Annotated in this window: 13 protein-coding genes; 6 read left to right on the top strand and 7 right to left on the bottom strand. The window is 70.3% G+C overall.

Annotation, left to right across the window (positions count from 1 at the left end; all coding sequences use genetic code 11):
- Nucleotides 1-360: 360 nt before the first annotated feature.
- The 4 genes from JWN97_RS03135 to coxB all read right to left on the bottom strand — a co-directional run bounded on the left by JWN97_RS03135 (nucleotide 361) and on the right by coxB (nucleotide 4752).
- Entirely contained in the window at nucleotides 361-1581 is a 1221-nt protein-coding gene (locus tag JWN97_RS03135) for an Ig-like domain-containing protein (RefSeq protein ID WP_297618090.1), read from the bottom strand.
- Between the two features lie 95 nt (nucleotides 1582-1676).
- Nucleotides 1677-2075 carry a cytochrome c oxidase subunit 4 gene (locus JWN97_RS03140; RefSeq protein WP_297618093.1) on the bottom strand — a complete coding sequence of 133 codons (399 nt, stop codon included), beginning with the start codon at nucleotides 2073-2075 and terminating at the stop codon, nucleotides 1677-1679.
- The gene (gene ctaD / locus JWN97_RS03145; RefSeq protein ID WP_297618096.1) at nucleotides 2072-3847 is read right to left on the bottom strand and encodes a cytochrome c oxidase subunit I; all 1776 of its coding nucleotides are present in this window, start codon (nucleotides 3845-3847) and stop codon (nucleotides 2072-2074) included. The genes JWN97_RS03140 and ctaD overlap by 4 nt, the downstream gene beginning before the upstream one ends.
- Nucleotides 3844-4752 (bottom strand): cytochrome c oxidase subunit II, encoded by a 909-nt coding sequence (coxB, locus tag JWN97_RS03150; protein WP_297618099.1) that lies wholly within the window; start codon nucleotides 4750-4752, stop codon nucleotides 3844-3846. The genes ctaD and coxB overlap by 4 nt, the downstream gene beginning before the upstream one ends.
- 150 nt (nucleotides 4753-4902) lie before the next feature.
- Between coxB and JWN97_RS03155 the strand changes: the two genes are divergently transcribed.
- A complete protein-coding gene (locus tag JWN97_RS03155; RefSeq protein ID WP_297618101.1) occupies nucleotides 4903-6018 on the top strand; it encodes an aminotransferase class V-fold PLP-dependent enzyme in 1116 nt (371 codons plus the stop codon).
- Nucleotides 6015-6269 (top strand): sulfurtransferase TusA family protein, encoded by a 255-nt coding sequence (locus JWN97_RS03160; RefSeq protein WP_297618104.1) that lies wholly within the window; start codon nucleotides 6015-6017, stop codon nucleotides 6267-6269. Before JWN97_RS03155 ends, JWN97_RS03160 begins: the two co-directional genes overlap by 4 nt.
- A gap of 28 nt (nucleotides 6270-6297) precedes the next feature.
- Here the strand turns inward: JWN97_RS03160 and JWN97_RS03165 are convergent, their stop codons facing one another.
- Nucleotides 6298-7284 (bottom strand): carbohydrate kinase family protein, encoded by a 987-nt coding sequence (locus JWN97_RS03165; protein WP_297618107.1) that lies wholly within the window; start codon nucleotides 7282-7284, stop codon nucleotides 6298-6300.
- Nucleotides 7285-7348: 64 nt separating this feature from the next.
- On the opposite strand from JWN97_RS03165, the gene JWN97_RS03170 reads away from it, so the two are divergent.
- Nucleotides 7349-7615: a hypothetical protein gene (locus JWN97_RS03170; RefSeq protein WP_297618110.1), complete on the top strand. Its 267-nt coding sequence runs from the start codon at nucleotides 7349-7351 to the stop codon at nucleotides 7613-7615.
- A 207-nt stretch (nucleotides 7616-7822) separates the two neighbouring features.
- On the opposite strand, the gene erpA is transcribed toward JWN97_RS03170, so the two are convergent.
- Both erpA and JWN97_RS03180 read right to left on the bottom strand, forming a co-directional pair.
- The gene (gene erpA, locus JWN97_RS03175; RefSeq protein WP_297618113.1) at nucleotides 7823-8185 is read right to left on the bottom strand and encodes an iron-sulfur cluster insertion protein ErpA; all 363 of its coding nucleotides are present in this window, start codon (nucleotides 8183-8185) and stop codon (nucleotides 7823-7825) included.
- Nucleotides 8186-8276: 91 nt separating this feature from the next.
- Nucleotides 8277-9359 (bottom strand): glycerate kinase, encoded by a 1083-nt coding sequence (locus JWN97_RS03180; protein ID WP_297618118.1) that lies wholly within the window; start codon nucleotides 9357-9359, stop codon nucleotides 8277-8279.
- Nucleotides 9360-9426: 67 nt separating this feature from the next.
- Between JWN97_RS03180 and JWN97_RS03185 the strand changes: the two genes are divergently transcribed.
- The 3 genes from JWN97_RS03185 to JWN97_RS03195 form a co-directional block, all read left to right on the top strand.
- Complete coding sequence (locus tag JWN97_RS03185; RefSeq protein WP_297618121.1) at nucleotides 9427-9858, top strand: SRPBCC domain-containing protein; 432 nt, start codon at nucleotides 9427-9429, stop codon at nucleotides 9856-9858.
- Nucleotides 9855-10742, top strand: coding sequence for a GNAT family N-acetyltransferase (locus JWN97_RS03190; RefSeq protein ID WP_297618124.1), 888 nt, complete (start codon nucleotides 9855-9857; stop codon nucleotides 10740-10742). The genes JWN97_RS03185 and JWN97_RS03190 overlap by 4 nt, the downstream gene beginning before the upstream one ends.
- Nucleotides 10743-10867: 125 nt before the next feature.
- Nucleotides 10868-11835, top strand: a 968-nt coding sequence (locus tag JWN97_RS03195) for an IS481 family transposase (protein ID WP_297618130.1), incomplete at its 3' end; no start/stop codon positions are given.

Genomic DNA, 11835 nt, shown 5'->3' on the forward strand with positions numbered 1-11835 from the left:
CCGGCGGGCCTTCGTCGTTCCCGTCCCCTGCCGTACGACGACCGCGCGGCGGTGCGTGAGGCAGGTTGTGCAGGCCCCGAACCTGCGCCACGCACCGCTCGGCGTACGACGCGCCCGCGGGCGGTGGTCCAGCGACCTTTCGCGGGCACCTTACGTGGCTGGGGCACCGCTCCCCCGGTCGTCGGAGTACGACGCGCCCGCGGGCGGTGGTCCAGCGACCTTCCGCGGGCACCACACGTGGCTGGGCCACCGCTCCCCCGGTGTCGGCGTACGACGCGCCCGCGGGCGGTGTCGCAGCAACCTTCTGTGGTGCCCGGACCGCGGCTGGGCCACCGCCGACGTCCTGACGCCTGATCGGCCTCAGGAGAGGGCGGAGCCGGCCTTCCAGTCGGCCGGCGCGAGGTTCCAGTCGCCGTAGCCGTTCTCCAGGGTCATCTGCCTGTCGGTGCCGGTGTACTCGACGACGTCGCCGCGCCTGGTCATGGCGTAGAGCCAGCCGGCGTCGGCGGTCGACATCCCCGTGCAGCCGTGCGAGACGTTGGCGTGGCCCTGAGAACCGACTGACCACGGTGCGGCGTGGAGGAACTCGCCGGAGTAGGTCACTCGCATGGCCCACTGCACGTCGTCGATGTCGTAGGCCTCGGGGCTGTTGCGGTTGATGCCGACGGTCTCGGAGTTCATCCGCTTGGAGGCGAACTTCTCGATGATCACCTTGGTGCCGGAGCGCGTGGTGAAGCCGGGCTTGCCCGTGGTGATCGGGATGGTCCGCAGGAGCGTCCCGTTGGAGAAGACCTGCATCTGGTGGGTCTGGGCGTTCACCTTGTAGACGTTCGCATCGCCGATGTGGAAGTCGATGCTGCGCGACTCCTGGCCGTAGATCCCGTTGCCCGCGGGCAGGCTGTTGACGTCGAGGTCGACGGACACGTCCGTGCCGGCCTTCCAGTAGGCCTTCGGGCGGAAGTGCGCCTCGCGGTCGCTCAGCCAGTACCACGAGCCGCGCTGGGCGGGGGTGCTGGTGACGTGCATGTGCTTCTCGAAGAGGGCCTTGTCGGTCACCGGCAGGTCGAAGGTGACGACCACCGGCATGCCGACGCCGACCGTCTCGCCGTCGAGCGGCGCGACCGCGGCGTAGGTCTGCTCGTCGAGCGTGAGGTCGACCGTGTGGAAGCTGCGGGTGCGCTCCACGCTGCGCCCGTCGGTGCTGGTCGCCGACGCGGTGATCGTGTAGTCGGTGCCGGGCTCGAGGAGGTCGGAGGACGTCCACGAGTCGCCGTCGACGGTGCCGCCCACGTCACCCGCGGCCGAGCTGACCGACACCGCGTCGAGCGCGGCGCCACGGGCGGTCACGGTGACGGGGCCGTCGATCGGCACCGCGGTGGCGTCGGTGAAGCTGGTCGTCAGGCGGACCGGCTCGGGCCTGGCCGACTCGGAGGCCGCGGAGGAGCCGGAGCCGCCGGGGCCGTCCGGGGCCCCCGCCACCGTCGAGTCGCAGCCGGCCACGCCCGTGAGCGCCAGCAGCGCCACGACTGCCGCCGTACGACGGCGCGCGGAGCGTGTGTAAACGGACGCGCGTGTGCGCATGCGACGAACCCCCATGAGAACGACCAGGTGAAACCGAAGAGCCCGTCCAGCCTACGGCGTGGACGGGCTCCTCCAAAGACGGCGAGCGCGAGGGCTCAGTGGGCGTGCTCACCCCGGTAGTACTCGAAGATGAATCCGCTGGCGACGATGGCACCGACCGAGAAGCCGATGAAGACCAGCCACCACGCTGCGAGCGCGACGCCGTAGACGATCACGCCGAGCGCGAGGGCGCACCACAGCGGCCACCACGAGTAGGGCGGGAAGAAGCCCAGCTCACCGGCACCGTCGGCGATCTCGCCCTCCTTGAGGTCCTCCGGGCGCGGGTCCATCTTGGAGGCGTGGAAGCCGAGGTAGAGGGTGACCATGCCGAAGAGCAGCGCGGTCATGACCAGTGCCGAGGTGCCGGTCCAGTCCTCGGAGAGGAACCAGTAGGCGGGTGCGACGACCGCCACGAACAGCGCGGTGATGCCGAAGACCCAAGCTTCCGCCTTCATCGGTTCTCCTCCTCGTTCGACTCGACCGTCTCGTCGGCCCGCTCGCGCAGCATCTCCTCGCGACCGCCCATCTCGGGCGCGTCGGCGGGCTCGCCCTCACGCGCCGCGTCGTTGTCGGCGAGCTCCAGGAGCGCGATCTCCGGGTGGTGCAGGTCGAAGGCCGGCGACTCCGAACGGATCCGGGGCAGCGAGTGGAAGTTGTGGCGCGGCGGCGGGGAGCTGGTCGCCCACTCGAGCGAGCGGCCCCAGCCCCACGGGTCGTCGACCTCGACGAGCGGGCCCTTGGCGGAGATGTAGACGTTGTAGAAGAACGGCAACGTCGACGCGCCGAGCAGGAAGGCCCCCACGGTCGAGATCTGGTTGAGCGTGGTGAAGCCGTCGGCCGGCAGGTAGTCGGCGTAGCGGCGCGGCATGCCCTCGACACCCAGCCAGTGCTGGACGAGGAACGTGGTGTGGAAGCCGACGAAGAGGATCCAGAAGTGGACCTTGCCGAGGCGCTCGTCCAGCATCCGTCCGGTCATCTTCGGCCACCAGAAGTAGAACCCGGCGAACATCGCGAACACCACGGTGCCGAACACGACGTAGTGGAAGTGCGCCACCACGAAGTAGGAGTCGGACACGTGGAAGTCCAGCGGCGGACTGGCCAGGATGACACCGGTGAGGCCACCGAAGAGGAACGTCGTGAGGAAGCCGATCGACCACAGCATGGGGGTGTCGAAGGACAGAGATCCCCCCCACATCGTGCCGATCCAGTTGAAGAACTTCACTCCCGTGGGCACCGCGATGAGGAACGTCATGCCGGAGAAGAACGGCAGGTCGACCGCACCGGTGACGAACATGTGGTGGGCCCACACGGCCACGGAGAGCATCGCGATGCCGAGCGTGGCGGCGACCAGGCCGACGTAGCCGAAGATCGGCTTGCGGCTGAAGACCGGCAGGATCTCCGAGATGATCCCGAAGAACGGCAGGGCGATGATGTAGACCTCGGGGTGCCCGAAGAACCAGAACAGGTGCTGCCACAGGATCGGCCCGCCGTGCGACGGGTCGAACACGTGGGCCCCGAGTATCCGGTCGGCCTCCAGCGAGAGCAGCGCACCCGCGAGGATCGGGAACACCATGATCACGAGCATGCTCGTGATCAGCGTGTTCCACACGAAGATCGGCATCCGGAACATCGTCATCCCGGGCGCACGCATGCAGATGATCGTGGTGATGAAGTTGACGCCGCCGAGGATCGAGCCGAGACCGGCCATCCAGAGACCCATGATCCAGAGGTCACCACCGACACCCGGGCTGCGTACGGCGTCGGACAGCGGCGTGTAGGCGAACCACCCGAAGTCGGCCGCGCCCTGGGGCGTCAGGAAGCCGGAGCCGGCGATGATGCCGCCGAAGAGGAACAGCCAGTAGCTGAACATGTTGAGCCGCGGGAACGCGACATCGGGCGCACCGATCTGCAGCGGCATGATCACGTTGGCGAAGCCGAAGAACAGCGGCGTCGCGAAGAGCAGCAGCATGATCGTGCCGTGCATCGTGAACAGCTGGTTGTAGAGCTGGTCGTTGACGACCTGCATGCCGGGGTAGGCCAGCTCGGAGCGGATCAGCATCGCCATGAGGCCGGCGATGAGGAACCACGCGAACGAGGTGATCAGGTACATCTTCCCGATCAGCTTGTGGTCCGTCGTGGTGAGGATGCGGACGACCTGCTCACCGAGCGGCTTCTTCTCCGGCGGCGGGGTCGACGCCCTGGGTGCGGCGGTGGTTGCGGCGCTCACTCGCTGGTTCCTTCCGAGTCGTCGTCGAGACCGGCCTGGTCGTTGACGTAGCTGCCACCGATCAGCGGGGCCTGGGCGGTCTGACCCGCCTCGGCGAGGTCGGCGAGGTAGGCGTCGTACTCGGCCTGGCTGACGACCTCGACGTTGAAGAGCATCCGCGAGTGGGACACCCCGCAGAGCTCGTAGCACTTGCCGGCGTAGGTGCCCTCGACGGTGGGCTTGACCTGCATCTTGTTGACCCGGCCGGGGATGACGTCCATCTTCATCAGGAAGGACGGGACGCCGAAGTCGTGGATCACGTCGGGCGAGTGCAGGTTGAACTGGATGGTCTGGTCGACCGGCAGCACGAGCGTCGGGATGTCCCGACCGGTGCCGGAGGTGTAGACGTACTCGTCGTAGGCGAAGTCGCCGTCCTCACCGGTGGCGCTCGTGTCCTGCTCGCCGATGCCGTGGTTGAAGGTCCACGACCACTGCTGGCCGGTCACCTCGACGGTGAGGTCGGGGTTGGCGTCGAGCTTGGTCAGCTCGTCCTGGACCCGCACGGTGTGGAAGAAGAACACGACGCACATCAGGACCGGGGCGATCGTGTAGAAGACCTCGAGCGGGAGGTTGTAGCGCGTCTGGCGCGGCACCTCGTCGTCGCTGCGACGGCGGAAGCGCACCACGGCGTAGAAGATCAGGCCCCAGACGATGATGCCGGTGATCATCGCAGCGACCCAGGCCCACTTCCAGAGCTCGTAGGTGTAGGGGCCCTGCGCGCTCGCGCGGTCGGGCATCGCCAGGTTGCGGATCTGGTGCGTGTCGGCCTCGGAACACCCGGCCAGCACCAGCATGGTCACGCCCAGCAGCGCGACCCTCAGCGTGCGCCGCAGCGCGCCTGAGAGCTTGGGGACTTGCAGACCCACTGACGAGCCTCTCTCTTGGTCCTTTTCGACATACAGAGACTATCTCCATCCGGACCGGGCGTGGGGGGCAGGGTCGGGTGTCGTGGGATCGGTCCCCTCCGGGTTGGTCGCCCCGGGCGGACCGGACCGTGGTGGCATAGGTTTGCCTGTGTGACAGGGCCTGCCGACCTCGACAGCGCGTCGGCCGCGCCCCTGCACCCGGCCGCCCGCGAAGTCCTGCTCGCGGCCCTCGACAGGGGGTACGCCGACCCCCGCCGGCTGCACCGCCCCGGCCGCGAGGCGCGGCTCCTGCTCGACAACGCGCGCGAGGCCACGGCCGACGTGCTCGGCGTCCGCCCGGACGAGGTCACCTTCACCCCCAGCGGCACCCACGCGGTGCACCTGGGGCTGCTGGGGCTGGTGCGCGGATCGCGCAGGGGCGACGGCGTCGCGCACTCCGCCGTCGAGCACTCGGCCGTCCACCGCGCCGTGGAGTGGGGAGCACGCGGCCACGTCGTGTCCTGCGGGGGCGACGGGCGCGTCTACGACGGCGACCTGGTGAACGAGTCGATCGCCCCGGGGGTCGGGGTGGTGGCCCTCCAGACCGCCAACCACGAGGTCGGGACGGTCCAGCCCGTCGGCGACTTCGAGCTGCCGAACGACATCCCGCTCTTCACCGACGCCTGCGCCTCCATGGGACGGCTCCCGCTACCCTCGGGCTGGGCGAGCGCCGCGGGGTCCGCCCACAAGTGGGGCGGTCCCGCCGGCGTCGGCGTCCTCCTGGTCCGCAAGCGGGCACGGTGGCGCAACCCGTTCCCCGGCGACGACCGGATCGACGAGCGCTCGACGGGCTTCGAGAACATCCCCGCCGTGCTCGCGGCCGCCGCCTCGCTGCAGGCCGTGGTGGCCGAGCGCGACGAGGTCAACGCGCGACACCACGCGTTGATCGACGTCGTACGCCGCCGGGTGGCCGCCGAGGTGCCCGACGTCGAGGTGGTCGGCGACCCCGAGCGACGGCTCCCCCACCTGGTGACCTTCTCCTGCCTCTACGTCGACGGCGAGGCGCTGGTCACCGAGCTCGACCGGCTCGGCTTCGGCATCGCCAGCGGCTCGGCCTGCACCGCCTCGACGCTGACCCCCAGCCACGTGCTGGAGGCGATGGGGGTGCTGACCCACGGCAACGTGCGGCTCTCCCTGCAGCGCGACACCACCCGCGCCGACGTGGACGCCTTCTGCGACGCGCTGCCCGAGCTGGTGGCCGACCTGCGGGCGCGGGTGGGGCTGTGACGGCCTACGACCCGCCCCCGGATGTCGCGCTCGAGCTGGACTGCCGCGAGCTGCCGTGCCCGATGCCGATCATCGAGCTGGCGCGCCACCTCGCCGACGTCGAGGTCGGCGAGCTGCTCGCCGTGGTCGCACGCGACCCGGCGGCCGCGGTCGACGTGCCGGCGTGGTGCCGGATGAAGGCGCAGGACTACGTCGGGCAGGACGTCGCCGCCGACGGTGCGCCGCGGTTCGTCGTACGACGCCTCGGCTGAGGTCGATGGGTGGCTGACCGGGTTTCGGTCAGGGCCGGATGGTCCGCAGGTGCGGCTCGAAGTCGGCGACGGCCTCGTCGCCGTAGGTCGCCGCGCAGCGGGCCAGGAAGGCGCTGCGGGAGATCTCGTACTCCTGGGTGCCGACCTGCTCGACGACGTACACCGCGAGCAGGCAGCCGAGCTGGGCGGCGCGCTCGTGCCCGAGCCCCCAGCTGAGGGCGGCGAGGAAGCCGGCACGGAAGGCGTCGCCGACGCCGGTGGGCTCGACCTTCTCGATCTCGGGGACCGCGGGCACCACGATCGACTCCTGGCCGGCGCGGTCGATGCGGACGCCCGCGGGGCCGAGCGTGACGACCCACGTGCCGACGCGGGAGAGGACCTCCGCGGCGCTCCAGCCGGTCTTCTGGGTGATCAGGCTGGCTTCGTACTCGTTGGAGAACAGGATCTCGGCGCCGTCGATGAGCGGGCGGATCAGGTCTCCGTCACCGAAGGCCAGCTGCTGCGAGGGGTCGGCCAGGAACGGGTAGCCGCGCTGGCGGCACTCGTCGGTGTGGCGGAGCATGGCGTCGGGGTCGTCGGGCCCGATGATCACGTAGTCGGGGACCCCGACGCGGTCGACGATCGGCTTGAGCTCGATCTCGCGCGCCTCGCTCATCGCGCCGGCGTAGAAGCTGGCGATCTGGGCCATCGAGGAGTCGTTGGTGCACACGAAGCGGGCGGTGTGCCGGGTCTCGGAGACGTGGATCGAGTCGCAGTCGACGTTGTGCCGCTCGAGCCAGGAGCGGTACTCGGCGAAGTCCTCGCCGACCGCGCCGACGAGCACCGGGCGCAGGCCCAGATTGCCCAGGCCGAAGCAGATGTTGGCGGCGCACCCGCCACGGCGCACCTCCAGGTCCTCGACCAGGAAGGACACCGACAGCTTGTCGAGCTGGTCGACGACCAGGCTGTCGGCGAACCTGCCCGGGAAGGACATCAGGTGGTCGGTCGCGATGGATCCGGCAACGAGGAGGGACACGCCGCGGAACACTACCTCTCGGTACAGCTCGGGATACCACGCAGTAGCCAATAGCGTCGCCGACATGACGACTTCGCGACGCGCCTCGCACCTGGTCCACGACGAGCTCGGGACGCCTGCCGAGATGGCCGCCGACTGCCAGGAGACCGGCCGCAACCTCCGCCTGGAGAGCCACCTCGAGCGCGGTCTCGAGCGGGCTGCTCGGGCCGCCGTGGCGACCCCGCCCAGCATCCGCTTCGAGGACTACCCGACCGAGATCGGCAAGCGGGAGATCCGGATCTCCGACGCGGCCGCCCGGCTCGCCAACTCCCTGCACCTGCACCTGGACTGATCGAGGACGCGCCAGCGGACTCGATCGATGGCGGTTGAGCGAGGACGCGCCAGCGGACTCGATCGATGGTGGTTGAGCAGCGACCGCGACTGAGGAACGAAGTCGCGACGGAGCGTGTCGAAACCTGATCAGTGGACAAGCAGCGCCAGCCCTACGTACGACAAAGGGCCCCAGCCTCGTGGCTGGGGCCCTTCGTCGCGTCGTTGATCAGTGGAAGCTGTCCCCGCACGCGCACGAACCCGTGGCGTTGGGGTTGTCGATGGTGAAGCCCTGCTTCTCGATGGTGTCGACGAAGTCGATCTCGGCACCGTTGAGGTAGGGGACGCTCATCCGGTCGACGACCACGGTCACGCCGTCGAAGTCGGTGGTGACGTCGCCGTCGAGGGTGCGCTCGTCGAAGAAGAGCTGGTAGCGCAGGCCCGAGCAACCGCCCGGCTGCACGGAGATGCGCAGAGCCAGGTCGTCACGGCCCTCCTGCTCGAGGAGGCTCTTCACCTTGCCGGCCGCGACGGCGGACAGGTTGATCTGGTCAGTGCGGCGCTCGGTGGTGGTCTCGACCTGCTCGGTCATGAAAATCACTCCAGAAAGTCTCGGGGTCTCGCAGGGTCCAATGGTCGCACACGTGGGGTTATTCCCCCACCGGACGCCGTCGACCAGCCGATCAGCGCGACCAGGTGCGCGCCACGCGCTCCGCGAGCTCGCTGAGTGCCTCGGCGGGTGCGGCGAAGGCCCGGTCCTCCCCCACCAGGTCGACCAGCGAGTACGCCGACTCGATGCCGAGGGCGCGCATCTCGCGCGACCCGACCAGCACCTGCCCGGCGAGCGCGATGCAGGGGCGCAGCGCCTCCGAGGCGATGCCGGCCACGCCGTAGGGCACCTTGCCGGCCCTGCTGGAGAAGTCGAAGGCGCCCTCGCCGGTCACCACCAGGTCCGCCTTGCTGGCCCGCTCGGCCAGCGAGACGGCGTCGGTGACCAGGCCGATGCCGGCCCGGCGGGAGGCGCCGACGACCAGCAGGGCGTACCCGATGCCGCCCGCGGCTCCCGCCCCCTTCTCCAGGGACGTACGACGGTCGGTGGCCGTTGCGAACGCCTCCAGCCAGCCGTCCACCTCGGCGATGCGCTCCTCCTCGATGCCCTTCTGGGGCCCGAAGGTCTTGGTGGCGCCGAAGAGGCCCGTGAGCGGGTTGTCGACGTCGCTCGCCGCGACCAGCGTGACCCCGGCCAGGCGCTCGCGGGCGGGAGCGGGGTCGACGTGGGTCACCGAGCCCAGGGCGGTGGCCCCGCCGTCGAGCACGCCGTCTGAGGTCGCGCCCCACGCGGCGAGCACCCCGGCCCCGCCGTCGTTCGTCCCGGTGCCGCCGAGACCGACGACCACCGTCGTCGCTCCGCCCGCCACGGCAGCGAGCACCAGCTCGCCGACGCCGCGGCTCGACGCCGTCTCGGGATCCCCGTCGACCAGGTGCAGGCCGGCCGCCTGGGCGCTCTCGACGTACGCCGTGTCCCCGACCCGCAGCACCACCGCCGGCACGGGTGCCCCGTGGGGCCCGGTCACGGTGACCGCGGCGAGCTCGCCGCCGAGCGCGGCGTGCAGCACGTCGACGAAGCCCGGGCCGCCGTCGGCCATCGGCGCGAGGTCGAGCTCGTCGTGGGGCGCCTGCCTCCGCCAGCCCGCGGCGATGGCCTCGGCGGCCTCGACGGCCGTGAGGGTGCCGGCGAACTTGTCCGGGGCGATGAGCACGCGCATGTCGCCATCCTTGCAACAGCGTGTCCGGCGGCCCGCCGCGCACCCCGCTTCGGGCATGCTTGACCGCATGCCCCCGACGTCGAGCCTCGACCCCATCGTCGCGGAGGTCACCGTGCCCGTGACCCCCACCGAGGCCTTCGTCGGCTTCACCGCCCAGATGGGCGAGTGGTGGGACCCGATCCTGAGCCCGGACGCGGCCACCTTCACCGGCATCGCCATCGACCCCGACGGTCCCGTCGAGATGGTGCACGGCGACCAGCAGTACGTCTGGGGACGCGTGCGCGAGTGGGACCCGATCGGTCGCTACGCGCAGGACTTCTGGCTCGGCCACGCCGAGGAGGAGCCGACCACCCTCGACGTGACCTTCACCGACGCAGAGGGTGGCGGCACCCTCGTGCGACTCGTGCACGGGGGGTGGGCCGCGGGCAGCGAGGAGATCCGCGCGAAGTACACCCACTGGGACCAGCTCCTCGAGCGGTACGCCGCGCACGTGTCGTGACCGGCGCGCTCGTCCGGCCGATGCGCGAGGGCGACCTCGTGGCGTTCGGCGAGATCACCGCCACCAGCTACTACGAGGTCGACGCCCGCACCTACCAGCGCTCCTGGCCCGATCCCGTACGACGCCCGCTGGGGCGCACCAGCGCCTGGATCAACCGCGCCCGCGCGGCCCTCGACACCGACCCGGGCGGCTGCTGGGTCGCCGAGGTCGACGGCGAGGTGGTCGGCGGCGCGGTCTCGCGTGTGCGTGAGCTGATGTGGATCCTCGCGTCCTTCGCCGTGCGGCCCGAGCAGCAGGGCAGGGGCATCGGCACCCAGCTGATGGCCGCCGCCATGCACCACGGCCGCGGCTGCCTGCGCGGCATGTTCGCGGCCAGCGCCGACCCCGGCGCCGTGCGCCGCTACCGACTGGCGGGCTTCGAACTGCACCCCCAGATGCTGCTGATGGGCGTCGTGGACCGCAGCGAGATCCCCGTGGTCGACCGGGTGCGTGAGGGCACGGCCGGCGACATCGACCTCCTCAACTCGGTCGACCGGCAGACCCGCGGCGCCGCGCACCTGTCCGACCACGAGCTGCTGCTGGCCCAGTTCCGGCTGGTCGTCACCGACCACACCACGGGGGCGGGCTACGCGTACGTCGACGACGACGGCTCCCCGACGCTGCTCGCCGCCACCAACCGGCGTACGGCGTCGTCGCTGATGTGGGAGGCCCTCGCCTCGTCCCGGCCCGGCGAGCAGGTCTCGGTCCACCACATCACGGCCGCCAACGCGTGGGCCCTCGACGTGGGACTCGCCGCGCGGATGGCGATCCACCAGAGCGGCTACCTGTGCGTGCGCCAGATGAAGCCCCCGGCGCCCTACCTCCACCACGGCAGCCTGCTCTAGGTGTACTGATCGGGCACGTTGGTCGAGATCGTGTGACGACACGATCTGAATGAGCTTGGAAGGCGAAGACCTCCGGGCGTGGAGTGGAGCTGTCTAAGAACCGCTTCCACCACCTGGAGGTCTTCGTGTCCCACGCTAACGCTGCACTCACCCCACGCGCTCGTCTTCGGCTGGCGCGCCTGGTCGTCGATCAGGGCTGGCCGATCGCTCGGGCGGCCGAGCGGTACGACGTGTCCTGGCCGACCGCGAAACGGTGGGCGGATAGGTACCGGGTCCTGGGCCCGGCCGGCATGGACGATGCCTCGTCACGTCCGCATCGCTCACCGACGCGGACCCCGGCACCAGTGGTGCGCAAGATCGTGCACTTGCGGTGGAAGCACCGCTTGGGACCGGTGCAGATCGCCGACCAAGTCGGCCTCGCCCCGTCCACGGTGCACGCGATCTTGGTGCGCTGCCGCATCAACCGGCTCACCCATGTCGACCGCGCCACCGGTGAACCGGTCCGCCGCTACGAGCACCCGCATCCGGGTTCGCTGATCCACGTCGACGTGAAGAAGCTGGGCAACGTCCCCGACGGCGGCGGGTGGCGCTACGTGGGCCGCGTCCAAGGGCGCCGCAATCGAGATGCCATGTCAGGAAAGCCACGCAACCAGTGGCACAACGCGAAGATGGGCACCGCGTTCGTGCACACCGTCATCGACGACCACTCGCGTGTCGCCTACGCCGAGATCCACGACGACGAGACCGCGGCCACCGCCTCAGCAGTGCTCCACCGGGCCGTGGCCTGGTTCGCCGCCCGAGGCGTGGTCGTGGAACGGGTGCTGTCCGACAACGGGTCTGCCTACCGCAGCTTCTTGTGGCGCGACACCTGCGTCGAGCTGGGCATCACCGCGAAACGGACCCGGCCGTATCGACCGCAGACCAACGGCAAGATCGAGCGTTTCCACCGCACCATGGCCGAGGGCTGGGCGTTCAAGAAGTTCTACAACTCCGAATCCGCCCGCCGAGCGGCTCTGCCAGCATGGCTCCACGAGTACAACCACCACCGGCCCCACACCGCACTCGGCAGGTCAGCACCCATCACCAGGTTGAC

The organism is Nocardioides sp., from assembly GCF_025965415.1.
Classification (GTDB): domain Bacteria; phylum Actinomycetota; class Actinomycetes; order Propionibacteriales; family Nocardioidaceae; genus Nocardioides.

What these genes read in the sequence shown, in the direction of transcription:
- JWN97_RS03135 (WP_297618090.1), bottom strand. Translation starts at nt 1,581, where the DNA reads ATGCGCACACGCGCGTCCGTTTACACACGCTCCGCGCGCCGTCGTACG.
- JWN97_RS03185 (WP_297618121.1), top strand. Translation starts at nt 9,427, where the DNA reads ATGCCCCCGACGTCGAGCCTCGACCCCATCGTCGCGGAGGTCACCGTG.
- erpA (WP_297618113.1), bottom strand. Translation starts at nt 8,185, where the DNA reads ATGACCGAGCAGGTCGAGACCACCACCGAGCGCCGCACTGACCAGATC.
- JWN97_RS03140 (WP_297618093.1), bottom strand. Translation starts at nt 2,075, where the DNA reads ATGAAGGCGGAAGCTTGGGTCTTCGGCATCACCGCGCTGTTCGTGGCG.
- JWN97_RS03170 (WP_297618110.1), top strand. Translation starts at nt 7,349, where the DNA reads ATGACGACTTCGCGACGCGCCTCGCACCTGGTCCACGACGAGCTCGGG.
- JWN97_RS03180 (WP_297618118.1), bottom strand. Translation starts at nt 9,359, where the DNA reads ATGCGCGTGCTCATCGCCCCGGACAAGTTCGCCGGCACCCTCACGGCC.